The 25,434-nt window shown below is 72.1% G+C and carries 25 protein-coding genes; 10 read left to right on the top strand and 15 right to left on the bottom strand.

From position 1 onward, the window contains the following. Position 1: 1 nt before the first annotated feature. Both RBR11_RS00125 and RBR11_RS00120 read right to left on the bottom strand, forming a co-directional pair. Positions 2-706 carry a tyrosine-protein phosphatase gene (locus tag RBR11_RS00125; protein ID WP_308487260.1) on the bottom strand — a complete coding sequence of 235 codons (705 nt, stop codon included), beginning with the start codon at positions 704-706 and terminating at the stop codon, positions 2-4. After that, complete coding sequence (locus RBR11_RS00120; protein WP_308487259.1) at positions 703-1,170, bottom strand: carboxymuconolactone decarboxylase family protein; 468 nt, start codon at positions 1,168-1,170, stop codon at positions 703-705. The genes RBR11_RS00125 and RBR11_RS00120 overlap by 4 nt, the downstream gene beginning before the upstream one ends. 178 nt (positions 1,171-1,348) lie before the next feature. Between RBR11_RS00120 and RBR11_RS00115 the strand changes: the two genes are divergently transcribed. The 6 genes from RBR11_RS00115 to RBR11_RS00090 all read left to right on the top strand — a co-directional run bounded on the left by RBR11_RS00115 (position 1,349) and on the right by RBR11_RS00090 (position 7,455). Next, the gene (locus tag RBR11_RS00115) at positions 1,349-2,290 is read left to right on the top strand and encodes an alpha/beta fold hydrolase (protein ID WP_308487258.1); all 942 of its coding nucleotides are present in this window, start codon (positions 1,349-1,351) and stop codon (positions 2,288-2,290) included. 94 nt (positions 2,291-2,384) lie between these two features. After that, positions 2,385-3,923, top strand: coding sequence for an ABC transporter substrate-binding protein (locus tag RBR11_RS00110; protein WP_308487257.1), 1,539 nt, complete (start codon positions 2,385-2,387; stop codon positions 3,921-3,923). 13 nt (positions 3,924-3,936) lie between these two features. Then, positions 3,937-4,890 carry an ABC transporter permease gene (locus RBR11_RS00105; RefSeq protein WP_308487256.1) on the top strand — a complete coding sequence of 318 codons (954 nt, stop codon included), beginning with the start codon at positions 3,937-3,939 and terminating at the stop codon, positions 4,888-4,890. Then, on the top strand, positions 4,887-5,795 hold the full coding sequence (locus RBR11_RS00100; RefSeq protein WP_308487255.1) for an ABC transporter permease: 909 nt from the start codon (positions 4,887-4,889) through the stop codon (positions 5,793-5,795). Before RBR11_RS00105 ends, RBR11_RS00100 begins: the two co-directional genes overlap by 4 nt. Next, a complete protein-coding gene (locus RBR11_RS00095; protein ID WP_308487254.1) occupies positions 5,792-6,580 on the top strand; it encodes an ABC transporter ATP-binding protein in 789 nt (262 codons plus the stop codon). The genes RBR11_RS00100 and RBR11_RS00095 overlap by 4 nt, the downstream gene beginning before the upstream one ends. Beyond that, positions 6,577-7,455, top strand: a complete 879-nt coding sequence (locus RBR11_RS00090) for an ABC transporter ATP-binding protein (RefSeq protein WP_308487253.1) — start codon at positions 6,577-6,579, stop codon at positions 7,453-7,455. The genes RBR11_RS00095 and RBR11_RS00090 overlap by 4 nt, the downstream gene beginning before the upstream one ends. 20 nt (positions 7,456-7,475) lie before the next feature. Here the strand turns inward: RBR11_RS00090 and RBR11_RS00085 are convergent, their stop codons facing one another. The 4 genes from RBR11_RS00085 to RBR11_RS00070 are packed head-to-tail and all read right to left on the bottom strand — an operon-like array spanning position 7,476 to position 10,169. Next, positions 7,476-7,979, bottom strand: a complete 504-nt coding sequence (locus RBR11_RS00085) for a GNAT family N-acetyltransferase (RefSeq protein ID WP_308487252.1) — start codon at positions 7,977-7,979, stop codon at positions 7,476-7,478. Next, positions 7,976-8,665 (bottom strand): uracil-DNA glycosylase, encoded by a 690-nt coding sequence (locus RBR11_RS00080; protein WP_308487251.1) that lies wholly within the window; start codon positions 8,663-8,665, stop codon positions 7,976-7,978. The genes RBR11_RS00085 and RBR11_RS00080 overlap by 4 nt, the downstream gene beginning before the upstream one ends. Further along, on the bottom strand, positions 8,665-9,387 hold the full coding sequence (locus RBR11_RS00075) for a Type 1 glutamine amidotransferase-like domain-containing protein (RefSeq protein ID WP_308487250.1): 723 nt from the start codon (positions 9,385-9,387) through the stop codon (positions 8,665-8,667). Before RBR11_RS00075 ends, RBR11_RS00080 begins: the two co-directional genes overlap by 1 nt. A 2-nt stretch (positions 9,388-9,389) precedes the next feature. Then, positions 9,390-10,169: an SDR family oxidoreductase gene (locus tag RBR11_RS00070; RefSeq protein ID WP_308487249.1), complete on the bottom strand. Its 780-nt coding sequence runs from the start codon at positions 10,167-10,169 to the stop codon at positions 9,390-9,392. 198 nt (positions 10,170-10,367) lie between these two features. On the opposite strand from RBR11_RS00070, the gene RBR11_RS00065 reads away from it, so the two are divergent. From RBR11_RS00065 to metX, 3 genes are all read left to right on the top strand, one after another. After that, positions 10,368-11,690, top strand: coding sequence for a bifunctional o-acetylhomoserine/o-acetylserine sulfhydrylase (locus RBR11_RS00065; protein WP_308487248.1), 1,323 nt, complete (start codon positions 10,368-10,370; stop codon positions 11,688-11,690). A gap of 251 nt (positions 11,691-11,941) precedes the next feature. Beyond that, a complete protein-coding gene (locus tag RBR11_RS00060; protein ID WP_308487247.1) occupies positions 11,942-12,925 on the top strand; it encodes a hypothetical protein in 984 nt (327 codons plus the stop codon). Between the two features lie 217 nt (positions 12,926-13,142). Further along, positions 13,143-14,351, top strand: a complete 1,209-nt coding sequence (gene metX / locus RBR11_RS00055; protein ID WP_308487246.1) for a homoserine O-acetyltransferase MetX — start codon at positions 13,143-13,145, stop codon at positions 14,349-14,351. Positions 14,352-14,452: 101 nt separating this feature from the next. Here metX and RBR11_RS00050 read toward each other — a convergent pair whose 3' ends face one another. The 5 genes from RBR11_RS00050 to RBR11_RS00030 are packed head-to-tail and all read right to left on the bottom strand — an operon-like array spanning position 14,453 to position 18,950. After that, a complete protein-coding gene (locus tag RBR11_RS00050) occupies positions 14,453-15,100 on the bottom strand; it encodes an NUDIX hydrolase (protein WP_308487245.1) in 648 nt (215 codons plus the stop codon). 9 nt (positions 15,101-15,109) lie between these two features. Continuing rightward, the gene (locus RBR11_RS00045) at positions 15,110-16,318 is read right to left on the bottom strand and encodes an MFS transporter (RefSeq protein ID WP_308487780.1); all 1,209 of its coding nucleotides are present in this window, start codon (positions 16,316-16,318) and stop codon (positions 15,110-15,112) included. Positions 16,319-16,360: 42 nt separating this feature from the next. Beyond that, the gene (locus RBR11_RS00040) at positions 16,361-16,693 is read right to left on the bottom strand and encodes a thiamine-binding protein (protein WP_308487244.1); all 333 of its coding nucleotides are present in this window, start codon (positions 16,691-16,693) and stop codon (positions 16,361-16,363) included. Then, positions 16,693-18,042 (bottom strand): hypothetical protein, encoded by a 1,350-nt coding sequence (locus RBR11_RS00035; protein WP_308487243.1) that lies wholly within the window; start codon positions 18,040-18,042, stop codon positions 16,693-16,695. The genes RBR11_RS00040 and RBR11_RS00035 overlap by 1 nt, the downstream gene beginning before the upstream one ends. Continuing rightward, complete coding sequence (locus tag RBR11_RS00030) at positions 18,039-18,950, bottom strand: ADP-dependent NAD(P)H-hydrate dehydratase (protein ID WP_308487242.1); 912 nt, start codon at positions 18,948-18,950, stop codon at positions 18,039-18,041. The genes RBR11_RS00035 and RBR11_RS00030 overlap by 4 nt, the downstream gene beginning before the upstream one ends. A gap of 104 nt (positions 18,951-19,054) precedes the next feature. Here RBR11_RS00030 and RBR11_RS00025 point away from each other — a divergent pair, with 104 nt between their 5' ends. Then, positions 19,055-20,122 carry an NADH:flavin oxidoreductase/NADH oxidase gene (locus tag RBR11_RS00025; RefSeq protein ID WP_308487241.1) on the top strand — a complete coding sequence of 356 codons (1,068 nt, stop codon included), beginning with the start codon at positions 19,055-19,057 and terminating at the stop codon, positions 20,120-20,122. A 99-nt stretch (positions 20,123-20,221) separates the two neighbouring features. Here RBR11_RS00025 and RBR11_RS00020 read toward each other — a convergent pair whose 3' ends face one another. The 4 genes from RBR11_RS00020 to RBR11_RS00005 all read right to left on the bottom strand — a co-directional run bounded on the left by RBR11_RS00020 (position 20,222) and on the right by RBR11_RS00005 (position 25,355). Next, positions 20,222-21,298, bottom strand: a complete 1,077-nt coding sequence (locus RBR11_RS00020; RefSeq protein WP_308487240.1) for a hemolysin family protein — start codon at positions 21,296-21,298, stop codon at positions 20,222-20,224. After that, a complete protein-coding gene (locus tag RBR11_RS00015; RefSeq protein WP_308487779.1) occupies positions 21,295-22,608 on the bottom strand; it encodes a hemolysin family protein in 1,314 nt (437 codons plus the stop codon). Before RBR11_RS00015 ends, RBR11_RS00020 begins: the two co-directional genes overlap by 4 nt. A 322-nt stretch (positions 22,609-22,930) precedes the next feature. Further along, the gene (locus RBR11_RS00010) at positions 22,931-23,908 is read right to left on the bottom strand and encodes a hypothetical protein (protein ID WP_308487239.1); all 978 of its coding nucleotides are present in this window, start codon (positions 23,906-23,908) and stop codon (positions 22,931-22,933) included. 214 nt (positions 23,909-24,122) lie between these two features. Continuing rightward, a complete protein-coding gene (locus RBR11_RS00005) occupies positions 24,123-25,355 on the bottom strand; it encodes an integrase core domain-containing protein (protein WP_419956796.1) in 1,233 nt (410 codons plus the stop codon). Between the last annotated feature and the right edge of the window lie 79 nt (positions 25,356-25,434).

The following is a 25,434-nucleotide window of genomic DNA, read 5'->3' as shown; positions in this document are numbered from 1 at the left end:
GTCACTCGACGAGCGCCTGTCCCAGCGCCTCGAGCCGGGCCGGCGCGAGACCCGCGCCGAGCAGGTAGTCGGCGACGGATCCGTGCCGCTGATCGATCTCGGCGAGGAGCCGGCGCATGACCGGCGCGGGCGACTCGGTCGCGAGCGCGATCGCGTTCTGCGCGACCGGAAGACGCTCCTCGAGCCACTTCGCGATCGCACGGTTGCGGGACTCCGGCAGCTGGGAGGCGGTGAGGGCGTAGTCCTCGACGATCGCGTCCCGATCGGCGCCGACGGCCGCGAGCGCCAGCGCGACGCTGACCCCGGTGCGATCCTTGCCGAGCGTGCAGTGCACGAGCGTCGGCTCGCCCGCGGCGATCACGTCCATCACGCGCACGACGCGGTCCGAGCCGTCGTCGACGATGCGGCGGTAGAGGCCGTCCAGGCTGATGTCGCCGAGGAGGAAGGACGCGATGGAACCGGCGAACAGCGGCACGTGCGTGATCGGGATCCCGGCGACCCCGCACGGTTCCGCGAGCACCTCGCTGTCGTCGCGGAGATCCACGACGCGTGACACGTGACCCCGCAGGAAGGACTGGGCCTCGGCCCCGGTGTGCGCCAGATTCCCGGAGCGGAACAGGACGCCCTCGCGGATGCGGGACCCCCCGACCGGGATCCCGCCGACGTCACGGAGGTTCGTGATGCCGGGGACGTGCAGGACCGTCATCGCGGGACCCGCGGGGCGACCGCGTACTTGCCGGCGACGACGATGCGGTTGAACGCGTTGATCGACACGCACGCCCAGCTGAGCGCGGCGTACTCCTTCTCCGTGAACACCGCGCGGACCCGGTCGTAGACGTCGTCAGGGATGCCGTCCTCGTGCAGGAACGTGAACGCCTCGGCGAGCTCGAGCGCCGCCTGCTCCCGCGCCGAGAACACTCCGGACTCGCGCCAGGCGGGGATCTGCATGAGCGTGTCGGTGTCGATGCCGAGCGCGGTCGCGCGGTCCACGTGGATCCGGGTGCAGAAGGCGCAGCCGTTGAGCTGCGAGCAGTGGATCATCACGAGCTCCTTGAGCCGCTCGTCGATCTCGTTCGCGCGGCAGATCTCGCTCACCGTGACCGCGAAGGCGTCCAGCGCCTTGTACGCGGCGGGCTCGGTCCGGGAGAGGTGCACGCGCTTCTCGCTCATGCGATCAGCCTAGCGAGCGGGTGGGGGGCCGGCCCCGTCGGGGCACCGGAGAGACGGAGATCACTTGGACAATCCGAATTGCGATCATCAAGTCATTTCGATGCTCCGACACGGGCATCCGCATGACTCTCTGTTCCCAATTCGCGCCCCCACCCGCGGAAAGGAGCACAATGAAGGCGTGTCCCACCACGCATCCGCAGAGACCACCGAGTTCTCCTTCCTGCCCGGCCAGGCGAAGGCCCTCGGCGTGCCCGTCCCCGCGATCGAACGGATCTCGATCGTCCTCTCCGACGGCCGCACGCTGAGCGCGCTGCGCATCGGCGAGGCTCCCCCCGAGATCACCTTCCTGCACGGCGCGGGCCTGAACGCGCACACCTGGGACACCACGCTGCTCGCGCTCGGGCGACCGGCCCTGGCGATCGACCTCGCGGGCCACGGCGACTCCTCCTGGCGCGATGACGCGGACTACACCGGGCGGACGCTCGCCGCCGACGTCATCGAGGCGCTGCACGCCTGGACGGACCGCCCGCAGGTGCTCGTCGGGCAGTCCCTCGGCGGGCTCACGGCCGTCGCCGTCGCGGCCCGCGCCCCGCGGCTCGTGCTCAGCGTGATCGTCGTCGACATCACCCCGGGCGTCGATCAGAGCGGCGGCCCCACCGCACTCCGCGAGTTCTACCGGGTCGTCGACGCCGCCGACCGCGACGAACTCGTCGATCGCGCCCAGAGGTTCGGCTTCGGCGGCGACCGGGACAACACGGTCCGCGGCGTCTTCCTGAACACACGCGTGCGCCCGGACGGCCGGGTCGAGTGGAAGCACCACTTCGCGCACATCGCGTCCTCCCTGCTCGACGCCCCGGCCGACGCCGCCTCCGCGTTCTCCGCGCGCACCATCCTCGGCGAGGCGGGCTGGGCCGACCTCGCCGTCGTGCGGGCGCCGCTCACCCTCGTCCGCGCGGACGACGGATTCGTCTCCGAGGAGGCGCTGCGCGTGTTCGAGGAGCGCGTGCCGGCCGCGACCGTGATCCGCCTGGAAGGCCGCCACAACCTGCAGGAGACCTCTCCCGTGGCGCTGGCCGCCGTCATCCGCACGACCGCCGACACCGGGTCCCCCGGATTGTGACGGCGCGCTCCACGCCGCGCCGCCCGACCTGACCCCGCAGCCCTAGGCTCGACCGCACAGCACCTCGTCCATCGCACCCGAGAGGATCCCCCTCATGCACCGCACGCACGCCGCGACGTCGAGGATCCGTCGCCGTTCCGGTCTCGCCCTGATCGCCGCGCTGACCGCCGCATCGCTGCTGCTCGCGGCGTGCTCCCCGTCCGCGCCCGCGAAGCCCGCCGCGACCGGCAGGCCCGACCAGAACGCCACGCTCACCGTCGGTCTCGTGCTCGAGCCGACGAGCCTCGACATCCGGCACACGGCGGGCGCCGCGCTCGAGCAGGTGCTCGTCGACAACATCTACGAGGGCCTGGTCAGCCGCACGCAGGACGACAGGATCGTGGACCGTCTCGCGAAGAGCCACGAGGTGTCGGCCGACGGCCTCACCTACACGTTCGTGCTGCACGACGGCATCGCCTTCCACGACGGCGCCGCGCTCACCGCGGCCGACGTGGTCTCCTCGCTGCAGACCGCGAAGGACGACGCCACCGTGCAGGGGCACGCCGACCTCGCCGGCGTCGCCTCGATCACCGCGAAGGACGACAAGACCGTCGTCGTCACGCTCGCCGCGCCCAGCCAGAACTTCCTGTTCAGCCTCACCGGCCACGCCGGCCTGATCTTCCAGAAGGGCGGCCCGACCGACCTGCAGTCCGCGGAGAACGGCACGGGCCCGTTCACGCTGCAGAAGTGGAACAAGGGCAGCTCGCTCACGTTCGCCCGCAACGACAAGTACTGGGGTGAGAAGGCGGGCGTCAAGACGATCGTCTTCGACTACATCCCCGACTTCACCGCGGGTGTCAACGCCGCCCTCGACGGCACCCTGGACGTGCTCACGGCGGTCGACCCGAACCTCGCGCCGCAGCTCGACAAGGGCGGCAGGTTCGCCCTCACGACGGGCCGGACCACCGACAAGGGCACGCTGGCGTTCAACAACACCAGGGCGCCGCTCAACGACCAGCGCGTGCGGGAGGCGCTGCGCCTCGCGATCGACCACAAGGCGATCATCGCCGCTCGCGGCGCGGGCACCACCATGTACGGTCCGATCCCGCAGCTCGATCCCGGCTACAAGGACCTCTCCTCGACCGCCCCCTACGACCCGGAGAAGGCCAAGACGCTGCTCAAGTCGGCCGGGCAGGAGAATCTGACGCTGACCCTCACGATCCCGTCGTTCTACGGCTCGACGGTCCCGCAGCTGCTCACGAGCGACTTCAAGAAGGTCGGCGTGACGCTGAAGGTGAACTCCGTGGAGTTCCCGGCCTGGCTCGACACCGTGTTCACCAAGCACGACTACGACCTGAGCTTCGTGCTGCACGTCGAGCCGCGCGACTTCGGCAACTTCGCGAACCCGAAGTACTACTTCGGCTACGACAACCCGCAGGTGCAGAAGCTGTACACCCAGTCGCAGACCGAGCTCGATCCGAAGAAGTCGGCGGACCTGCTCTCCCAGGCGGCGGAGATCGTCGCGAAGGACGCCGCGGCGGACTGGCTCTACGAGGACCAGACCATCACCGCGGTGCGTCCGGGCGTGGACGGGTTCCCGCAGGACTCGATCAACTCGCGGCTCGACCTGCACGGCGTGACGGTCACGAAGTAGTCCGCGCGCACCCGTGCTCCGCTACGCGCTCGTCCGAGGAGCCCTGCTCATCGCAGGGCTCCTCGTCGCGAGCGCGCTGATCTTCCTCGCCCTGCGGGTCTTCCCCGGCGACGTGGCGCAGCTGCTCGCCGGCGACAAGGCCACCCCCGCGCAGGTCGACGCGATCCGCACGGCGCTCGGCCTCGACCAGCCGCTGATCGTGCAGTACCTGTCCTGGATCGGCGGCGTGCTGCGCGGCGACCTCGGCGTCTCGCAGCTGAACGGCGCCTCGGTCGCCGCGGAGCTCGCGCAGAAGGGGCAGGTGACGGTCCCGCTCGCGACGATGTCGCTGCTCATCGCGCTGCTCATCGCCGTGCCCCTCGGGATCGGATCCGCGATGCTGCGCGGACGCGTCGCCGGCACCGCCCTGAACGTCGCCGCGCAGGCGATCGCCGCGGTGCCCGTGGTGTGGGCGGGCATGATGCTCGTCGTGGTGTTCGCGGTCTGGCTCGGCTGGCTGCCCGCACAGGGCTTCCCGCGCGACGGCTGGGCCGACCCCGGCGCCGCGCTGCAGGCGCTGCTCCTGCCCGCCCTCACGATCGGCGTCGTCGAGGGCGCGCTGCTGCTCCGCTTCGTGCGCAGCGCCACCCTGCAGGCCGCCGGGCAGGACTTCGTGCGCACCGCCGCCGCCAAGGGGCTGACCCGCAACCGGGCGCTGATCCAGCACGGGCTGCCGGCCGTCGGGCTCTCGATCGTCACCGTGCTCGGCATCCAGGTGGCCGGGATCATCGTGGGATCGGTGGTCGTGGAGCAGCTGTTCACGCTGCCCGGGATCGGGCGGATGCTCGTCGCCGACGTCGGCACCCGCGACCTCGTGAAGGTGCAGGGCGAGCTGCTCGTGCTCACCGGGATGGTGCTCATCATCGGCTTCGTGGTCGACCTCGTGCACCGCGCGATCGACCCCCGGCAGCGGGAGGCCGAGGAATGACCCGGTCCCTGAGCCCGTCGAAGGGGCGTCGTCTCGTCTCCTCCGGCGCCGGAGGATTCGGCGTGATCGTGATCGCCGTGATCCTGCTGACCGCCCTCGTGTCGCTGTTCTGGACGCCGTTCGACCCGCGTGCGACCGACGTCGTCTCGCGGTGGCTGCCGCCGAGCTGGCCGCATCTGCTGGGCACCGATCTGACCGGTCGCGACATCCTCAGCCTGATCATGGCGGGCTCGCGCACCACCGTGCTCGTGGCCGCCGGTGCGGGCGTGGTCGCCACCGCGATCGGGATCGCGCTCGGCGCACTGGGCGCGCTCACCGCGCGCTGGGTGCGCGAGGCGGTCGCCGTGTTCGTGGACGTGCTGATCGCCTTCCCCGTGCTGATCATCGCGATGCTCATCTCGACCGTGCGCGGCGGGTCGCTCTGGGTCGTCGTGTGGGCGGTCGGCATCGGCTTCGGCGTCAACGTGGCGCGGGTGACGCGCCCCGAGCTGCGCCGCGTGCAGCAGAGCGACTTCGTCGTGGCGGGGCGAGCGGCGGGCCTGAGCCCCGTGCAGAACCTCGTGCAGCACCTGCTGCCGAACATCGCGCCGGTGTTCATCGTGCAGCTCTCCTGGGCGATGGCGACCGCCGTGCTCGCCGAGGCGGGGCTGTCGTACCTCGGCTTCGGCGCCTCCGTCGTCGACCCGTCCTGGGGGATCTTGCTCGCGGATCTGCAGCGCTACATCCAGATCCACCCGCTCTCGGTGGTCTGGCCCGGGCTCGCGATCACGATCACGGTGCTCGCCTTCAACCTGCTCGGCGACGCGCTGCGCGACGCCACGGATCCCACGCTCCGCGGCGCCGGGAGACGACCCGCCGGCGAGCCGCGCACCGGCCCCGTGCCTCCGCCGGAGGTGACCGCATGAGCCTCGACGTGACGGATCTCGTCATCGAGATCGATGGCCGGCGCGTCGTCGACGGCATCTCCTTCGCCGTCCCCGACGGCGCCCGTGTCGGCCTCATCGGCGAGTCCGGATCCGGCAAGTCGCTCACCGCACTCGCGCTCATGGGGCTGCTCCCCGACGGCGCCGCGGCGACCGGCAGCGTCCGCTGGAACGGCCGGGAGATCCTCGGGATCCCGGATCGCGAGCTCGCCCGGATCCGCGGGAACGAGATCGGCATGGTGTTCCAGGAGCCGCGCACCGCGCTGAACCCGATCCGCACGATCGGCCGGCAGATCGCGGAGGCCGTGCGGATCCACGAGCGCATCGACCGCCGCGCGGCCCACGCCCGCGCCGTGGCCGAGGCCGGCCGCGTCTCGCTGCCGGACCCGGAGCGGATCGTGGACCGCTACCCCCACCAGCTCTCCGGCGGCCAGCGCCAGCGCGCCGCGATCGCGATGGCCCTCGCCGCCCGCCCGCGGCTGCTCATCGCCGACGAGCCGACGACGGCCCTGGACGTGACGATCCAGGCCGGCGTGCTGCGGCTGCTGCTGTCGCTCGTCGAATCCGGCGGTATGTCGCTCGTGTTCATCACGCACGACCTGGCCGTGCTCGCCCAGGTCGCGACCCACGGCGTCGTCCTCGCGGACGGCCGGGTCGTCGAGTCCGGGCCTCTGGAGGGCCTGCTGACGGCGCCGGCATCGCCGATCACGCAGGGCCTGCTCCGGGACGCGACGGCGACGCTCTGGCGCGGGGAGGATCAGGCATGAGCGCTGCGAAGCCGCACCCGGTCGCCGAGCCCCTCATCCGGGCCCGAGGCCTGCGGCGCGAGTACGTCCACCCCCGGTCCCTGGGCCGGGCCCACGCGCCCCAGAGGCTCCGGGCGGCGCCGAGCGACGGCGGGAATGGGGCGTGGGGCGGCCCCCGCTCCCGCACGGTCGCCCTGGACGATGCGGACCTCGACATCGCGGAGGGATCCGCGCTCGGCGTGATCGGCGAGTCGGGCTCTGGCAAGTCCACGCTGATCCGGCTGCTGCTGGGCCTCGACCGTCCGACGGCGGGGTCGGTCGAGGTCGCCGGCCGCGCGGTCGACGCGAGGGCGTCGGCGCGCGCGCTGCACTGGCTGCGCCGGCAGACCGGGCTGGTGTTCCAGGATCCGTACGCGTCGCTGGATCCGCGCCAGTCCGTCCAGCGGATCGTGTCGGAGCCGCTGCGCGCGCTGCGGATCGACGGCGACCACCGGGCACGCGTGGCCGAGGTGCTCGCGCAGGTCGGCCTCGAGCCCGCGATGGCCGCGCGATACCCGCACGAGTTCTCCGGCGGGCAGCGGCAGCGGATCGCCCTGGCCCGCGCGATCGCGCACCGCCCCCGGATCCTGGTCGGCGACGAGCCGCTGTCCGCCCTCGACGTCACGGTGCGCGCGCAGATCCTGGACCTGCTGCGCGAGCTCCGCGCCGACGGGCTGACCCTGGTCCTCGTCTCGCACGACATCGGCGTCGTGCAGAACCTGTGCGACGACGTCGCCGTGATGAAGGACGGCCGGATCGTCGAACACGGCCCCACCGCGCGCGTGCTGCACCGGCCCGCGCAGGACTACACGAAGCAGCTCCTCGCCGCGATCCCGGTCATCCCCGGCTCCCGCTGAGCCGAGAGCCGGTCCACAGCTCAGGACTCGAGCGACTTCTGCAGGAACAGCACGTCCAGCGAGCGGCCGAACTTGATGCCGACATTGCGCAGGTGCCCCGCGTCGACGAAGCCGTAGCGGCGGTGCAGGGCGATCGACGCGGTCGCCGCGGTCGGCTCGATCACGGCGATGATCTCGCGGACGCCGGCCTTGGTCGACTCCGTCAGCAGGGCCTCCAGCAGCGCCTTGCCGAGACCCCGGCCGGCGGCACCGGGCGCCAGGTAGATCGAGTTCTCCACGCTGAACCGGTACGCGGACTTGTCCCGCCAGTGCTGCACGAGCGCGTAGCCGAGCACGACATCGACGTCGTCGACCGCGACGAGGAACGGCAGGCCTGCGACCGACAGCACGTCGCGCTTGTGCTCCCAGAACGCGAGGTCGGACTCGTCCTCGTCGAACGTGACGGTCGAGCTGCGCACGTAGTGGTTGTAGATGTCGCGGACGGCGGGCAGATCCGCCTCGACCACGGTGCGGATGCCGCTCATGCGATCCTCCAGTCGACGGGGGTGGCGCCCTGCTCCTCGAGCAGGGTGTTGGCACGGGAGAACGGACGGGATCCGAAGAACCCGCGGCTCGCGGACAGCGGCGAGGGGTGCGCCGACGCGATCACCGGCGTCGTGCCGAGCAGCGGCCGCAGCCCGTCGGCGTCGCGGCCCCAGAGGATCGCCACGAGCGGCGCGTCCCGGGCCACGAGGGCGCGGATGGCGAGCTCGGTGACCTTCTCCCAGCCCCAGCCGCGGTGCGAGGCCGGGGTGCCGGGGCGCACCGTGAGCACCCTGTTCAGCAGCATGACGCCCTGGTCGCTCCACGCGGACAGGTCGCCGTGCGCGGCGGGCGGGATGCCGAGGTCGCTCTCCAGCTCGCGGTAGATGTTGCCGAGGCTGCGCGGCAGCGGGCGCACGGCGCGGTCCACCGCGAAGGAGAGCCCGATGGCGTGGCCGGGGGTCGGATACGGATCCTGCCCGACGATGAGGACCTTGACGTCGGCGAGCGGGCGGGAGAACGCGCGCAGCACGTTCGCGCCCGCGGGCAGATAGCCGTGGCCGGCGGCGTTCTCCGCGCGCAGCCGGTCGCCGAGCTCGGCGATGAGCTCCCCTGCCGGCGCGAGCGCTTCGGCCCACCCGGCGTCCATCCGTCCCTCGGCCGCGAGCTCGGTCAGCGATTTTGGCATCAGGCGCCGGCCCGGTCGCTGGAGACCTCGACGCGGCCGTCGGCCCCCGGGATGACGCGCCAGACACTGCCCTCGCCCGCGATCCGCGGCCCGTCCGGGCCGGCGATCAGGGCGGTGCTCTCGTCCAGGCCGAGGCCGCCGTCGACCGCGCCGGCCTCCGTGGCGGCGATCAGCCGGGACAGCGTGCCCCACTGCGCCGCGTGCACGTCGATCGACACGTCGACCAGCCCGATCCCGGCGACCACGGTGACCTCGTCGAGGTCCTCCGCCGTCCCCTCGGGTGCGACCACGACGCCGCCGATCCGCCAGCCGCCGAGGATCGCACGCTCGGCGGCGATCATGGCACCCGCGGAGAAGCCGAGGTACGGGGTGCCCGCGCCGACCGCCGTCCGGATGGCGTCGTAGCACCCCTCGAGGGCGTCGTGATACGCCGGCGTCAGGCCGCCGCCGATGACGATCGCATGCGCGCCGTCGAACACCGCGGGCGAGACGTGGTCGCCCTCCCCGACCGCGACGATCCGGGCATCGACCGGGACCGCGTCGTCGGCGGTGAGCGCGGCGACGAGGTCACGGGCGTGCCCGGTGGACGCGTCCTCGCGCACCGTGACGACCACGACGACCGGTCGTCCGGCGCCCTGCGCCTGCGCCCGGGCGACGGCCTCGGCCGTGAAGGGCGCGAAGGCGGAGCGGCCCAGCCCTCCGCCGACGAGGTGGACGCCCACGGTCAGTCCTCCCCGCGCGGGCGGAGCGGCCCGCGGGTGAGCAGGTGCGAGGCGGCCTGGGCCACCGGGCGGATCACGATGAGATCGAGGTTGACGTGCCGCGGCGCGTTGAGCGCGTAGGCGATGACGTCGGCGACGTCCTCGGCGACGAGGGGCTCCTCGACGCCGGCGTACACGGCCTCCGCCGCCGCGACGTCGCCGCCCAGGCGCCGCAGCGCGAACTCCTCGGTGTGCACGAGGCCCGGCGCGATCTCGGTGATCCGGATCGGTTCGCCGTGCAGCTCCAGCCGCAGCACCTGCGGGATCATCGCCTCCGCCGCCTTCGCCGCGTTGTAGCCGCCGCCCCCGGGGTAGGCATTGCGGGCGGCGACCGAGGTGAGGAAGAGGAGGTCGGCGTGGCCGCCCACGGCGGCGGCGCGCAGCTGCGGCAGCAGCGCCGCGGTGAGCTGCTGCACGGCGAGCACGTTCGCCTCGTACATCCAGCGCCAGTGCGCGACGGATCCGTCCTCGACCCGGTCGGTGCCCCGTGCGCCGCCGGCGACGTGCACGAGCGCGTGCACGGGCCCGGTCGCCGCGAGATGCGCGACGAGCCCCTCGATCTGCTCCGGATCCGTGAGGTCGGCCGCGTACGCGGTGGAACCGGTCTCCGCGGCGAGCGCCTGCAGCCGGTCCTCGCGCCGGGCGACGCCCACGACATCCCATCCGCCGGCGCGCAGAGCCCGCACCGCCGCCTCGCCGATCCCGGTGCTCGCGCCGGTCACCACTGCTCGTCTGTCACGCATGCCACCACGCTACGGGATCCGCCTCTGACCCACCCCTCCGGGTGCCCGCCCGCGTGTTACGACACATTTCCCGTGTCTTGTTGACAGCGGGACAGGATCCGTACTCTCGATGCAATGCCGCCGGCTCTGAAGGGGCGGCCCACCCTACCCTGCGACGCGATTCCAGTGTCGCTATCGCACGTCGCGCAAGGAGACATCATGACCGCTGCCGAGAACTGGCGCTTCGAGACCAAGCAGATCCACTCCGGCGCCGCTCCGGATCCCGTGACCAAGGCGCGCGCGACGCCGATCTACCAGACCACGTCGTACGTCTTCGACAACGCCGACCACGCCGCCAACCTGTTCGCGCTGGCCGAGTTCGGCAACATCTACACCCGCATCCAGAACCCCACGCAGGACGTGCTCGAGCAGCGTCTCGCCGCACTCGAGGGCGGCACCGGCGCCCTCGTCCTCTCCAGCGGCCAGGCCGCCTCGACCTTCGCGATCCTGAACATCGCCCAGGCCGGCGACCACTTCGTGTCGAGCTCCTCGATCTACGGCGGCACCTACAACCTCTTCAAGTACACGCTCGCCAAGCTCGGCATCGAGGTCACCTTCGTCGAGAACCAGGACGACATCGAGGAGTGGCGCCGCGCGGTCCGCCCGAACACGAAGCTCTTCTTCGCGGAGACCATCGGCAACCCGCAGATCAACGTCCTCGACATCAAGGGCGTCGCCGACGCCGCGCACTCCGCCGGCGTCCCGCTCATCGTCGACAACACGATCGCGACCCCGTACCTGATCCGCCCCTTCGAGCACGGCGCCGACATCGTCGTGCACTCCGTCACCAAGTTCCTGGGCGGCCACGGCACCACGATCGGCGGCGCGATCATCGACGGCGGATCCTTCGCCTGGTCGCAGAACGTGGAGAAGTTCCCCGGCCTGACCGAGCCGGACCCCTCCTACCACGGCGCCAGCTACACCGCCGCGGTCGGCGACGGGCTCGCCTACATCATCAAGGCGCGCGTGCAGCTGCTCCGCGACCTCGGCTCGGCGATCGCCCCGCAGAGCGCCTGGAACCTCATCCAGGGCATCGAGACGCTGTCGCTGCGCGTCGAGCGTCACGTGCAGAACGCGCAGGAGATCGCCGAGTGGCTCGACGCCCGCGACGACGTCGCCAGCGTCAACTACTCGGGCCTGCCCACCTCGCCGTGGTACGCGGCGGCCAACAAGTACGCCCCCAAGGGCGTCGGCGCGGTCCTCTCCTTCGAGCTCAAGGGCGGCGTCGAGGCCGGCCGCCAGTTCGTGAACAGCCTCGAGCTGTTCAGCCACCTCGCCAACATCGGTGACGTGCGCTCGCTCGTCATCCACCCGGCGTCCACCACGCACGCCCAGCTCACCCCGGAGCAGCAGCTCACCGCGGGCGTGACCCCGGGCCTGGTGCGCCTCTCCGTGGGCCTCGAGAACATCGACGACCTCAAGGCCGACCTCGACCAGGCCCTCGCCGCCGCGCGCAAGGTCACCGAGGCCGCCCGCGCCTGACGCGCTCCTCCTCAGAGACGCCCGAGCGCCCCGGATCACGCGATCCGGGGCGCTTCGTACGTGCCGCGTTCGTTCGCGCCCCCTCTGAGCGCCTGCGCCCCCTCTGAATGACGTATCTGCGAGGGGGCGGCGACGCTGCGAGGGGGCCGCGACGAGAGATGCTTCAGCCTCCACACACCCGGACGTCCGAGAAGACCACGGAATCTGTCGCGGGCGCGCCATCGCCGCGCCCGGTGGACGAGTCTGACGGCATGAGGAAGTCGATCACGCTCTCCGAGGCGCACGCGCTCCTGCGCTCCCGCGACGATCTGCGCGACGACGGACACAGCGAGCGCGACATCCGTGCGCTCGTCGCCGCAGGGCGACTCCTGCGTGTGCGCCGCGATCGCTACGCCGACGCCGCGGACTTCGACGCGCTGTGGAGCGAGGGCCGTCATCTGGTGCACGTCGTCGCCACGCATCTGAACTCCGAGTCACCCGGGCCCGTGTTCTGGGGGCCTTCGGCGGCAGTCCTGCATGGACTTCCGCTGTACCGCCTCGCTCCGGCGAACGTGCACACCGCGATCCTGGGCGCACGGCACGGACGCACCCGCGCCGGCACCATGCAGCACAACGTCGAGGTGCCGGCCGACGACATCGTCGAGATCGACGGGATCCGCTGCACCTCGCTGGATCGCACGATCCTGGATCTGGCCTGCACCGTCGCCGAGACCACGGCGACCGCGGCGTCGGATGCCGCCGTCCGCGGCGAGGCGGTCGTCGGGCACGTGCAGGATCCGGAGTACGCCGCGGCCTGGCACGCCAGGATGGCCGAGCGCGCACGCCTGAGCAGGGCACCGGGTATCCGCCGCGCGCGCTGGATCGTCGACTTCGCCGACGGTCGCGCGCAGCTGCCCGGCGAGAGCGTGAGCCGACTCCACCTGCACCGCCTGGGGTATCGCGGGGTTCTCCCGCAGGTCCACGTCCGTGGCTCGGAAGGCGACGACTACTGGATGGACTTCGCATTCCCGCGGTCGCGAACGTTCGGGGAGTTCGACGGCCGGGGCAAGTACCTGGACGACGACCTGCGCGGCGAGCGGACGGCGGAGCAGGCCGTCCTCGATGAGAAGCGGCGCGAAGACGATGTCCGCGGCGTCACCGGGTGGCGGTTCGCACGGTGGGAGGGCCGGCACATCGCCACGGCGGAGACCCTGGGGCGACGGTTGGCCGCGTTCGGAGTGCACCCGCCCGGGTGATGGCTCCCGGATCCGAGCTCCGTCGACCTCGCCCCCTCCCCGCGCCGACGCCCCCTCTCGGGGACGTGTCTGCGAGGGGGCCACGACGCCGCGAGCGGGCGTGGACGCCGGGGAGAGCCCACCGACGCCGCCACGAGAGCGCAGACCGGCCCTGCGAGCCGCGCCCGGGATGCGTAACCTGCCGCCGTCACCGCGATACACCCGGAAGAATGGATCCATGGACTGGCAGACGACCTCCGAGGACACGGTGCCCTCCGCGCGCGTGTCGGAGGCGGACGCCCGGCTGCTCCGTGCCCGGCCGCCGGCCACCGGCGCGTGGCGGGACGGCGACCCGGCCGGAGACCGCCTCTTCGAGGCGTTCGGCCCGTTCCGCACCGAGGGCGGCGGAGAGCTCCCCCTCATCCGCGTCGCCTTCGAGACCTGGGGCCGCCTGAACGAGGCACGCGACAACGCGATCCTGATCCTGCACGCCCTCACCGGCGACAGCCACGTCGTCGGCGAGGCCGGCCGCGGGCACGCCACGAGCGGCTGGTGGGGCGAGATCGTCGGCCCCGGCGGCGCGATCGACACGGACGAGTGGTTCGTCGTCGCGCCGAACATGCTCGGCGGCTGCCAGGGCTCCACCGGCCCCGCGAGCATCGCGCCGGACGGCTACGAGTGGGCGTCCCGCTTCCCGTACCTCACCATCCGCGACCAGGTCGCCGCGCAGGTGCTGCTCGCCGACGCGCTCGGGATCGACCGCTGGGGCGCCGTGATCGGCGGATCGATGGGCGGCATGCACGCCCTGGAGTGGGCCGTGGGGCACCCGGAACGGGTCGAACGGCTCGCGGTGCTGTCCTCTCCCCCGGTGACGACCGCCGACCAGCTCGCGCTGAACTTCGTTCAGCTCGAGACCGTGCGGATGGATCCGCGCTTCGCCGGCGGCGAGTACTACGACGCCCCGGTCGGCGAGGGGCCGCACCGCGGCCTCGCCCTGGCCCGGCGCATGGCCCTCCTGAACTACCGCAGCCCGATCGAGCTGAACCAGCGCTTCCAGCGGTCGTGGCAGTCCGGCGTCTCCCCGCTCGGGCAGGGCGGCCGATTCGCGGTGGAGAGCTACCTCGACTTCCACGGCAACAAGTTCACCCGGCGCTTCGACGCGAACAGCTACCTCACGCTCGTCGAGGCGATGAACTCGCACGACATCGGCCGCGACCGCGGTGGTGTCGAGGACGCGCTGCGGCGGGTGACCGCCCGCACGCTCGTGCTCGGGATCGACACCGACCGGCTGTTCCCCGTGGACGGGCAGCACCGGATCGCGCGCGGCATCCCGAACACCCTCGACGGGAACGAGGCCGTGGTGCTGACGAGCGACTTCGGCCACGACGGCTTCCTCATCGAGACCGACGAGGTCGGCATGCACCTGCGGCGGCTGCTCGCGGGCTGAGCGCCCTCCCATCCCCACGCCCACTCCAGCCGTCGCTTCGCGCCGCCTGGAGCCTCCGGGGCGCGTGGGCCCGGCTCAGGGACCGGGCGGCCGGCGCCGGATCAGGACCGCTCGTACCGCCAGGGCAGCCCCTCGGCCACGATCCGGTCGCGGGCTCCGGCCGGGGCGCCGGCGAGCTCGTCGCCGTCCCAGTGGAAGATGGCGCCGCCCGCGGTCGGCACCCGCCGGGTGCGGAACTCCGGAGGCTCGCCGGCGGTCGTGAGCGCCTGCTCGACGTCCCGGACGTCGAGCAGGCCGTGCAGCGTGCGCCAGGTCGGCGGCCACAGCTCGATCTCGCCGCGGCCGTGCGCCTCGAGCGCCGCGGACGGCGACATCCACCGGGTCTCCGCGACCTCGCCCGGTGCGGCGGCGATCTCGCCGCCCGGATCCTCGGCGAGGAAGAACCACGTGCGGATCCGCTTCGGGACGCCCGCGGGCGGCACCCAGCACGACAGCGGGGCGAGCCGCTCGAGCTCCAGGTCGACCTCCTCGGCCGTCTCGCGCACCGCGGCTCGGCAGGCGTCCTCGACCTCCCCCGCGCCCTCGATCCGGTCGGCCGGCTCGAGCGCCCCGCCGGGGAACACCCATGCACCGGCGAAGGATCCGTGGTCCGGGCGGCGCAGCAGCAGCACCTCGACCCCGTCGTCGCCGTCGCGCAGGATCACGGCGGTCCCCGCGACGGGCAGGTCGTCGTCTTCGGCGCTGATCATCCGCCCATGCTAGGCCGCATCGACGGCCGCGGGGGCAGGGGCCCGGTCCGCGGCGCGCCGCTCGACCCGGAACGAGACGATCGCGATGACGAGACCGGCGACCGCGAGAGCCGCCCCCACCCAGGACGGGGCGGCGAAGCCCCAGCCGGCGGTGATCACGAGCCCGCCGAGGAACGCACCCAGACTGTTGCCGATGTTCAGCGCGGAGTGGTTCAGCGCCGCGGCGATCGACTGGTTGTCGCCGGCGACGTCCATCAGCCGGGTCTGGATCGCCGGCACGATGACCGACGAGAGCGTCGCCATCGTGAACGCCAGCGCCAGCAGCAGCCAGATCGAGAAGGAGAGGATCGCGAGCAGCGCGAGCACGACCGCCATCAGCGCGAGCCCGACGAGCAGGGTGCGGCGCAGATCCCGGTCCCCGAGATGACCGCCCACGAGGTTGCCGATCGTCATGCCCACGCCGAAGACGACGAGCGCGATCGGCACCGCCCAGGTCGGCGCTCCCGCGCGCTCCGTGACCATCGGCGCGATGTAGCTGTACACCGCGAAGAAGCCACCGAACCCGATCGCGCCGACCGCGACTGCGAACCACACCTGGCCGCGCCGGAACACCCGCAGCTCCGAGCGGAACCCGCGGCCCGGATCCCCCTCGTGCTCGGGCACGAACGACGTGATGCAGACCGCGGCGAGGGCGAACACCGCCGTCACGACGAGGAAGGCGCTGCGCCAGCCGAAGTGCTGGCCGAGGAACGTGCCCGCGGGCACCCCCACGACGTTCGCGACCGTCAGGCCGGTGAGGATGAACGCGACGCCCTTCGCGCGCTTGCCCGGCCCGAGCACGTCGGCGGCGACGAGCGCGCCGATCCCGAAGTAGGCGCCGTGCGGGAGCCCCGCAATGAACCGGGCGAGCCCGACCGTCTCGAACGTCGGCAGCACGACGGCGAGGCCGTTGCCGAGCATCAGGGCGATCGCGAGCCCGATCATCACCCTGTGGCGCGGGAAGCGCGCGACGAGACCCGCGATCGTGGGCGCGCCGACGACGACGCCGAGGGCGTACAGGGACACCAGGATCCCGGCGCGGCCGATCGCCTCGTCGGGGTTCCGCGCCCACAGGCCGGGCAGCAGGTCACGGGCGATGTCGGGCAGCAGGCCCATCGCGACGAACTCGGTCATGCCGATGCCGAAGCTGCCGATGGCGAGCGAGAGGAGCGCCCACATCGCCGCACCCCTCGAAAGGCTCGAGGGTTTCACGCGCTCAGCCTACTCGGCGCCGGCGTCCCCGATCGCGCGCTCCAGGCGTTCGATCTTGCCGTCGAGCTCGCCGGAGTAGCCGGGGCGGATGTCCGCCTTGAGCACGAGCGAGACCCGGGAGCCGAACGGCATCACGGCCTCGGTCGCGCGCTTGACCACGTCCATCACGGTGTCCCAGTCGGGCCCCTCGATCTCGGTGAACATGCTCGTGGTGCGGTGGGCGAGGCCCGACTCGCGCACGACGCGCACGGCGGCGGCGACCGCCTCGTGCACGGACGCATCGGGGCTCTCGGTGCGATCCGGTGCGGATCCGCTGGGTGCGACGGAGAAGGCGACGAGCATCAGGACCTCCCAGGTTCTGCGGGCGGGATCGGAGCGATCCGGGGGACGGGCGTGCGTACGACCGCGCGGATCGCGAGCACGCAGGTGACGACGAGAAGGATGTTGCGCGCGCTCAGCAGCGCGATCGAGAACGGCTGGGCGGCCAGCAGCCCGTCGTAGAAGACCGGGTAGACGGCCTGCGTCAGCAGGAACTCGGCGAGCACGACGATGGTGACGGCGCGCGTGCGCGGGCGGTCGAACAGCCACCACAGCAGAAGCGGCGTGAGCAGCCAGAGCTGGAACTGCGGGGATCCGACCTTGTTGCTCGCGATCAGCACCGCGACGAGCGAGAGCATGGTCGGCGGCAACAGCCGGCGCACGGGTGCACCGGCGCGCAGCTTGAGCAGGGCGAGCCCCGCGACGGCGATCACGCCGAGCACCATGAGCGGGGTCAGCGCGGCGGCGATCGCGTCGACGCCGGGGCCGGCGAGCTGGAACGTGAGGATCTGCCGGCTGTACTCGATCCGGGTGACGCCGATCTGCGTGAGCCAGAGCAGCGGCGTGGCGCCGACCGCCTCGATCTGCAGACCTCGGCCGGTCATCTGGCCAAGGAAGCCGAACAGGTAGCGGCCGCCCCCGAGGAGCACCAGGCTCAGCAGGACGGCCGCCGTCACGACGGCCGCGGCGACGATCATCCGGATCCGCCGCCGCAGCAGCGCGACCGCGGCGACGAGCAGCGCGCCCGGCCAGATCTTGATCCAGGCGCCGACCGTGAACAGCGCCGCCGCCACCGCCGGGCGGGAGAACAGCCACATCCCGCCGATGAGGGCGAGCGGCACGGTGATCGCGTCGATCCGGAACATCGCGATCGGCCCCAGCGCCACGAGCGCGCCCATCCAGAGCAGGGCGGCGAGCCGGCGGGCGCGGCTGCGGTGCGCCCGGGCCCCGCCAAGCAGCACGGCGAAGCCGACCGCGTCCAGCGCGGTGATGAGGATCGACCAGGCGACCACGTAGCTCGCGGATCCGACCGCGTACGCACCCGGCACGAGCGGGTGCAGCAGCACGGAGAGACCCTGCGCGACGAGCATCGGCAGCAGAGCGACCTGCGGGTACACCCAGCTCTCGGTGATGCCCACGATCGGTCCGCCGCCGAGAGCGTCCCGCGCCCACGGCTCGTACACGAACACGGTGTCGCCCATGGGCAGTGCGGGCATCGTCCAGCCGATCGAGGCGGCGTACAGGTGCGCGAGCAGGAACGCGGTCCAGAGCACGCCGAGCGGCACGCCGATCCGGCGGACCGTGCGCGCCGACCGGGCGCCCGCGGGCTCCGCCTTCGCCGCATCCGGGCGGCCCACCTCCGCACCGCTCACGCGGGATCCTCCTCGGTCTGGTCTCCGTCGTCCGCGATCGCCGCGGCGACGGCCGGAGGCAGCGCCTCGGCCACGTCGAGCGCGACGATCGGGTGTCCTGGGGGGCGGCTGCCGGCCGACGCGTGGCGTCCCGCCCGCCCGTGCAGCCAGGCCGCTGTCGCGGCGAGCTCGGCGAGCGGCGTCGATCCCGCTGCGGCGCGGTCGGCGGCCACCAGCGCGCCGATCACCCCGCCCAGCACGTCCCCGGTGCCCGCGGCGGCCAGCCAGGGCGTCCCCGCGTTCACCGCGATCACTCCCCCGGCGTCGGCGACGAGCGTCGTCGCGCCCTTGAGCAGCACGGCTCCGCCGAGCGCCTCCGCCGTGCGCTGTGTCGCATGGGCCCGCGCGTCCGGATCCCGCAGGTCCTCGGCGTCGATCGCGGGCAGGCCGAGCGTCGTCCGGAGCCGGGTGAACTCCCGCTCGTGCGGCGTCGCGATGACCGGTGCCGTGGCGGGCAGGAGATCCAGGGCACCGGCGTCCACGATCACCGGATCCGATCCGGCGAGCAGCAGGCGCAGCGCTTCCGTCTCGGCGTCGCTGCGGACAGCGGCATCGGTGCCGGATCCGATCACCCACGCGTCCGCGCGCACGGCGCCGGCATCCGCCGGATCGGTCGTGACGGTCTCCGGGCGGCGGGCGAGGACGAGGTCCGCGGGCCGCCGCGGCCCGATGTAGCGCACGTACCCGGCACCGGCGCGCCAGGCGCCCTCCACTCCGAGCACCGCGGCGCCAGGGAAGGCGTCGGATCCGGTGCGCAGCGCGACGACCCCGCGACTGCGTTTGTCGTCCGAGGGACCCGGGACGCGCAGGACGCGCCGGACGTCGTCGCGCGACCACGCGCGGGCGGAACCGGCGAACGCATGAGGCATGGGATCCACGGTACTGGCCCGCACCTTTGCGCGCGCACGCGTCGTCGCGCACCGGGTGCTCCGCCATGGATCCCGACCCCGTCCTCGACCGGTAGCGTCGTACCGTGAGCCTTCTGTTCTCCCCGCTGACCATCCGCTCCGTCGAGCTCCGCAACCGCCTCTGGGTCTCCCCGATGTGCATGTACAGCGCCGTGGACGGCGTGCCGCAGGAGTGGCATCACTCGCATCTCGCGCAGTTCGCGTCGGGAGGCGCAGGGCTCATCGTCGCCGAGGCCACCGCGGTCGTCGCGGAGGGGCGGATCAGCCCGCGCGACACCGGGCTCTGGGACGACGCGCAGCGCGACGCCTGGGCGCCGATCGTCCGCGCCGTGCACGACCGCGGCGCCCGGATCGGCGTGCAGCTCGCGCACGCCGGCCGCAAGGCGTCGACGTGGTGGCCGTGGGCGCCGGACCGGGGATCGGTGCCGGAGGAGAGCGGCGGCTGGATGACGGTCGCGCCGTCCGCGGTCGCGTTCGAGGGGTTCGCCGAGCCGGCGGCGCTGGACGAGGCCGGGATCGCTCGCGTCGTCGACGGGTTCGCCACGGCCACCCGGCGCGCCCTCGACGCCGGGTTCGACCTGCTCGAGATCCACGGTGCGCACGGCTACCTGCTGCACCAGTTCCTCTCCCCGCTGAGCAACCTCCGCGACGACTCCTACGGCGGATCCCTCGAGAACCGGGCCCGGCTGCTGCTCGAGGTCCTCGACGTGGTCCGCGCCGTCGCGGGCGAGGACGTGCCGGTCTTCGTGCGGATCTCCGCGACGGACCACGCCCCGGGCGGCTTCACGCCCGAGGAGGCCGCGGTCGTCGGCGAGTGGGCGATCGCGCACGGCGCCGATCTCATCGACGTCTCCAGCGGCGGGCTCGTCGCGCATCAGCAGATCGACGTCCACCCGGGCTACCAGGTGCCCCTCGCCGCCACCGTGCGGCAGGGCGGGCGGATCCCCGCCGCCGCCGTCGGCCTGCTCACCAGCGGGCTCCAGGCCGAGGCCGTGCTCGCCGCCGGTGACGCCGACGCGATCTTCGCCGCCCGGGAGTGGCTGCGCGACCCGCACTTCGGGCTGCGCGCCGCGCACGACCTCGGCGCGACCGTGGACTGGCCGCCGCAGTACGAGCGCGCCCGCTGGCGCTGAAGCCTCGATCCGGTCGTCGAGCGCGCTGCGTCCCGCTGCGCTCGCCGAGCAACCGACGGCCGGCTCCGGACCCCGGGCTGTCGAGGAGCTCGAAGCCGGTCAGCGCCGGTGGCCGCGGCGGGTGATGTCGCGCACCTCGCCGATGAGCTCCTCGATGATGTCCTCGAGGAACAGGATCGCCGTGGTCCTGCCCGAGCCGTCGCGCACCTGGGCCAGGTGGCGTCCGGCCCGGCGCATGATCGCGAGCGCGTCCTCGAGGTCGGTGTCCTCCTGCATCGGCACCATCAGGTGGATCCGCTTCGCCGGGATCGGCTCCCGGAACCGTGCGGCGGCGCCGATCGGGTCGGCGCCGTTCCCCTCGACCGAGCGGATCACGTCCTTCAGGTGCACGTAGCCGATCGGCGCGCCCTCGGCGTCGACGATCACGTAGCGGGAGAAGCCGTGCTTGGCCACGGCACGCTCCACGTCGTCCGGTGTCGCGCCCAGCGGCAGCGTGACGAGTCCGCTCAGCGGCACGGCCACGTCGCGGGCGTCCTTGTCGGTGAACTCGACCACGGCGCTCACGGTGCCGGCAGCGTCGTCCAGCACGCCCTCGCGGCGGGACTGGTCGACGATCGTGGCGACCTCCTCCAGAGTGAACGTCGAGGAGGCCTCGGCCTTGGGCTCCACCCGGAACAGCCGCACGACGCCGTTCGCGGAGGCGTTCAGCGCACGGATGACCGGGTAGAACACCTTCGACAGCCACACCAGCGGCGTCGCGAGGATGAGCACGGAGCGATCCGGCAGCGAGAACGCGAGGTTCTTCGGCACCATCTCGCCGAAGATGACGTGCAGGAACGACACGATCACCAGGGTGATGACGAACGCGATCACGTCCACGGCGTCCAGCGACAGACCGAGCGCGTGCAGCGGCACGGCGAGCAGGTGGTGCATCGCCGGCTCCGACACGTTAAGGATCAGCAGGGAGCACACCGTGATGCCCAGCTGCGAGGTCGCGAGCATGAGCGTCGCGTGCTCCATGGCGTGCAGGGCGGTGCGCGCGGACCGGGATCCGCGTTCCGCGAGCGGCTCGATCTGCGAGCGGCGCGCCGAGATCACCGCGAACTCCGCCGCCACGAAGAACGCGTTCGCGGCGAGCAGGACGACCAGCCAGCCGAGGCCCGTCCAGTCGCTCATCGGGCGCCCTCCTCGCCGGTCTCGGGGGTCGGCGTGAACCGGATCCGGTCCACCCTGCGTCCCTGCATGCGCACGACCTGCAGCGTGCCGCCGGGCACGGACACCTCGTCGCCGACCGCGGGGACGCGCTCGAGCACGCTCATCACGTAGCCGCCGACGGTGTCGTACACGTCGCCCTCCGGCACCTCGATCCCGGCGCTCGCGCGCAGCTCGTCCGGGCGCAGCTCGCCCGGGAACGCGATCGATCCGTGGCTCTTCACCACTCCCGCGCGGCTGCGGTCGTGCTCGTCGGACACCTCGCCGACGATCTCCTCGACGAGGTCCTCGAGCGTCACGATCCCCGCCGTGCCGCCGTACTCGTCGACCACGATCGCGAGCTGATAGCCCCGTCCCCGCAGCTGCTGAACGAGGGCGTCCAGGTGCACCGTCTCCGGCACCCGCAGCGGCTCGGTCGCGAGCGCGCCGGCGGGAACCTCGGTGCGCCGCTCCCGCGGCACCGAGACGGCGGCCTTCAGGTGCACGATGCCGGTGATGTCGTCGAAGTCCTCGTCGTACACCGGGAACCGGCTGTGCCCGGTGCGGCGGGCGAGGCCGATCACGTCGTCGGCGGAGTCGTCGGCGGCGATCGCGTGCATGCTCGGCCGCGGCGTCATCACGTCGGCGGCGGTGAGCCGGGCGAAGCCGAGGCTGCGGTCCAGCAGCGTCGCGGTGTCCTTCTCCAGCAGGCCCGCACTCGCGGAGCGGCGGACCAGGGAGCTCAGCTCCTCGGCCGAGCGCGCGCCGGACAGCTCCTCCTTGGGCTCGATCCCCATCGCCCGCAGTACGGCGTTGGCGCTGCCGTTCAGCAGGGCGACGACCGGGCGGAACACCACCGTGAACACGGTCTGCACCGGGATGACCAGCTTCGCGGTCGCAATCGGCAGCGCCATCGCGAAGTTCTTCGGCACCAGCTCGCCGAGGATCATCGACAGCGTCGTGGCGACGAGCATCGCGACGATCACGGCGATGGTCACGGTCGCGGGCTCCGGGATCCCCCAGCCGGTGAGCACCGGACGGAGCAGGTTCGACAGCGCCGGCTCCATGGTGAAGCCGGTCAGCAGCGTGGTCAGGGTGATCCCGAGCTGCGCCGAGGACAGGTGCGTGGACGTGATCCGCAGCGCCGCGATCGTCATGCCGAGGCGGCTCTCGCCGCGATCCCGCCGCGCCTCCAGTTCGGCGCGGTCCAGGTTCACGAGTGCGAACTCGCTGGCGACGAACAGGCCCGTCCCCACGATGAGCAGAAGCCCCACGCCCAACCAGATGTAATCCATCACGGTGTCGTCTCCGCGTTCGCAGAGCTCGGGCAGTGGGGCGAGGTACTACAAGAGGGAGGGTCGTCCATGGTGCGCACGAGTCTACCGACGGATGCGGGATCCGAAGCTGAGCGGACGCCGTGGCCCGCGCCGGAGCCGGGCGCGTGTGACCATCTGCTGACGCTGTCGATTCCTGTAGTCGTGGCTCGCTTTCGGTCGTGGTTCGGCTCACGCTGTCCATTCCTGCCGGCGCGGCGGAAATCGACGCCGCGGCGACGGGAGATGACAGCGCGAACAGGCGCGGCGGCTGACCTGGTGCGGCCGGCTCCGGCACGGCAGCTCACCACTGCGCGCCGACGCGTGGACGCGGCAGACGGGACGGCAGGCCGTCGCCCGTGAGGATGTCGTAGAGGAGCCGAGGGTCTCTCAGGGCCGGGGTCCTCCATCGGGACACACGGCGCACGATCCGTCGAAGCGCGTCGCCGCGGTCCTTCTCCGCGAGCAGAGCCTCTCCCGGCGACCGGCCGGCGAGCAGCGTCGGATCGAGGTACTTGCCTGTTCCGTCGAACTCGCCGATGTGGTCGAAGTCGTCGAACCAGAAGTCGGTGCGCACGTCGCCGAGCGCAGGAAGGCGAAAGGTGCGCTGGAGCACCGGCACGGGGAATCCCAAGCGCTCGATGAGCACGCGGCTCTGCGACTCCCGCACGGAATCGGACAGCTCCGTCGAGAACTCGATCACCCGCTGCACGCGCCCCAGCCCTCGCCGGAACTGTCCGGACAACACGTCGTCGATCCGGATGCGATCGGTCAGGGCACCGCCGTCGCGTCGCGACCAGCGCGCCTGATCCATCGCGATCACCCCGTCGGTGAACCGCGCCTCGGCCGCGAGGTCGATCGCCGTCTGCGCGGGCGAGGTCACGAGGTGTCCGCGCCAGGGCAGAACATCCACGCCGTCGTATCCCAGCGCCCGGCGACGGATGCCCCCGGACGACCGTCCGCCCGACGCGGACGGGATCCTGACTTCGACCAGGTCGGGCCACGGACCGATGCGGTCGAGTCCCCACACGGCGGCTGCCGCTGCATGCGTGAGCACCTGCGGCGACCGAGTCCGATCCGCGATCTCGATCACCCGAGTGAGGTGACGCTGCAACGGCGTCAGCGCATTCCACTCGGCCGCGGGCACGTAGCTGCCTGCGGCGATCCGGACCTGGGAGCCGTCCTCGACGAGCCTTTGGAGCCGGCGGTCGTTGACCGGACTCTCGTACTCGTGCTCGCGCCGACGATGAACGGCGATGGGGTGCTCTGTCGCGGCCTGCATCGCGCCACGATCTCAGGCCGCGATTCCGTGACGAGCGCCACGCGCGCAACCGGTGCGCATCCGGAACAGGACCGCGGCTGTGGAGGATGAGCACTCGCTGCGATCGGACGTGCTCGGCGCTGCCGTTCCCTGACAGCGCGGCCCCGATTTCGAGTGTGATGTCTCAGGACTTCGGTGACGGTTCTGTATCAGGACATCGGTGACAGTTGGTGTCTCAGGACATCGGTGACAGTGGGCGTCTTCTGGGGGCCGATCCTCGGGGTCTGCCGTTGCCGACGTAGCGGGTGCCGGGTTGTGGCCAGGGGTGTTCGATGATGATGAGGGTGCCGCGCTCGTCGAAGATCATGATCAGGGCGGGGTTCCAGATCGCGTGGACTTGAGTGCCGGCGAACTCGTTCCCGAGTTGGAATGTGGTGCCGCGGATGCTGATGTCGCCGTGCGTGCGGACGATCCGGACGGCATCTCCAGTCGCCCCGGGATGGGTGGCAGCGTCAGGGTCTGGCTCTGGCGCGGGAGCTTTCGGTGTCGCGTCCCAGGCCTGTTGCGGGGTGCTCCGACCGGGAAGCGCCTGGTGCGGGCGCTCGGTGTTGTAGATCACGTCGAACCGGTCCACGAGATGTTGGAGTTCCTCGATCGTCCCGGCGAGGGGCTGCTTGTCCAACCATCGGAACAGGGTCTGGTGGAATCGCTCGTTCTTGCCCTGGGTCATGGGGTGCCCGGGCTTCCCGGTGATCGCGACGACGCCGAGCGTGCTCACGTAGGCGACGAGCTGACTGACGATGCCGCGGCGGTGCGGGTTCAATGCGGCACCGTTATCCGTGAGGAGCCGCTGCGGGACCCCATGCCGGGCGATCCCCTTCTCCATCACCGTGACCGCGCCCTTGCTCGTCTCCGCCCTCGCGACATGCGACGCGACCGCGAGACGAGCATGATCATCGGTGAGCTGGAAGATCACGCAGGTCCGTCCGCCCGCGAGGACGTACTCGGTCGCATCGAGTTGCCAGCACGCGTTCGGAGCGGGATACACGAACCGTCGGAACGCGGACCGCGGCTTCTTCTTTGGCTCCACCCGGGCGACGCCCGCTTCGCGGAAGATCCGTGCGAGTGAGGCGATCGACGGGGTCGTGAATCCCATCGATGTCATCTTGTCGTGCACGCTGATCGGCCCGTAGTCGAGCCCGGATCGCTCCAGCGCTGCCCGCACGTCCAGCGCGCTCCGCTTCACCTCCTCGCCGATCTTCGCCGGCGACGCGGACGGACGACGAGACTGCGGCTCCAGCACCGCCGCCGGGCCCTTCTCCCGCGCACGAGCGAGCAGCACATAGAACGTCTTCCGCGAGATCTCGTGCTCTCGACAAAACGACGTCACCGCCCCACGCGGAGCATCCGCAGGCCAACGAGAGATCGCGAGACGGACACGCGCATCAACAGGTTCATTCTTCGACACCGCTCAATCTGAGCCGAGAAGTGTCACCACCAAGACCCCCAGAACTGTCACCGATGTCCTGATACAGAACCGTCACCGA

Origin of the sequence: Microbacterium capsulatum (assembly GCF_030865425.1) — a bacterium.
Classification (GTDB): Bacteria; Actinomycetota; Actinomycetes; order Actinomycetales; family Microbacteriaceae; genus Microbacterium; species Microbacterium capsulatum.
Note: the sequence above shows the minus strand (reverse complement) of the source record. Positions and strands in the feature narration are given on the sequence as shown.

Coding starts and splice junctions, on each gene's coding strand:
- RBR11_RS00120 (WP_308487259.1), bottom strand. CDS start 1,170: ATGAGCGAGAAGCGCGTGCACCTCTCCCGGACCGAGCCCGCCGCGTAC.
- RBR11_RS00065 (WP_308487248.1), top strand. CDS start 10,368: ATGACCGCTGCCGAGAACTGGCGCTTCGAGACCAAGCAGATCCACTCC.
- RBR11_RS00070 (WP_308487249.1), bottom strand. CDS start 10,169: ATGCGTGACAGACGAGCAGTGGTGACCGGCGCGAGCACCGGGATCGGC.
- RBR11_RS00110 (WP_308487257.1), top strand. CDS start 2,385: ATGCACCGCACGCACGCCGCGACGTCGAGGATCCGTCGCCGTTCCGGT.
- RBR11_RS00020 (WP_308487240.1), bottom strand. CDS start 21,298: ATGAGCGACTGGACGGGCCTCGGCTGGCTGGTCGTCCTGCTCGCCGCG.
- RBR11_RS00045 (WP_308487780.1), bottom strand. CDS start 16,318: ATGTGGGCGCTCCTCTCGCTCGCCATCGGCAGCTTCGGCATCGGCATG.
- RBR11_RS00040 (WP_308487244.1), bottom strand. CDS start 16,693: ATGCTCGTCGCCTTCTCCGTCGCACCCAGCGGATCCGCACCGGATCGC.
- RBR11_RS00015 (WP_308487779.1), bottom strand. CDS start 22,608: ATGGATTACATCTGGTTGGGCGTGGGGCTTCTGCTCATCGTGGGGACG.
- RBR11_RS00050 (WP_308487245.1), bottom strand. CDS start 15,100: ATGATCAGCGCCGAAGACGACGACCTGCCCGTCGCGGGGACCGCCGTG.
- RBR11_RS00100 (WP_308487255.1), top strand. CDS start 4,887: ATGACCCGGTCCCTGAGCCCGTCGAAGGGGCGTCGTCTCGTCTCCTCC.
- RBR11_RS00085 (WP_308487252.1), bottom strand. CDS start 7,979: ATGAGCGGCATCCGCACCGTGGTCGAGGCGGATCTGCCCGCCGTCCGC.
- metX (WP_308487246.1), top strand. CDS start 13,143: ATGGACTGGCAGACGACCTCCGAGGACACGGTGCCCTCCGCGCGCGTG.
- RBR11_RS00060 (WP_308487247.1), top strand. CDS start 11,942: ATGAGGAAGTCGATCACGCTCTCCGAGGCGCACGCGCTCCTGCGCTCC.
- RBR11_RS00095 (WP_308487254.1), top strand. CDS start 5,792: ATGAGCCTCGACGTGACGGATCTCGTCATCGAGATCGATGGCCGGCGC.
- RBR11_RS00125 (WP_308487260.1), bottom strand. CDS start 706: ATGACGGTCCTGCACGTCCCCGGCATCACGAACCTCCGTGACGTCGGC.
- RBR11_RS00030 (WP_308487242.1), bottom strand. CDS start 18,950: ATGCCTCATGCGTTCGCCGGTTCCGCCCGCGCGTGGTCGCGCGACGAC.
- RBR11_RS00090 (WP_308487253.1), top strand. CDS start 6,577: ATGAGCGCTGCGAAGCCGCACCCGGTCGCCGAGCCCCTCATCCGGGCC.
- RBR11_RS00080 (WP_308487251.1), bottom strand. CDS start 8,665: ATGCCAAAATCGCTGACCGAGCTCGCGGCCGAGGGACGGATGGACGCC.
- RBR11_RS00010 (WP_308487239.1), bottom strand. CDS start 23,908: ATGCAGGCCGCGACAGAGCACCCCATCGCCGTTCATCGTCGGCGCGAG.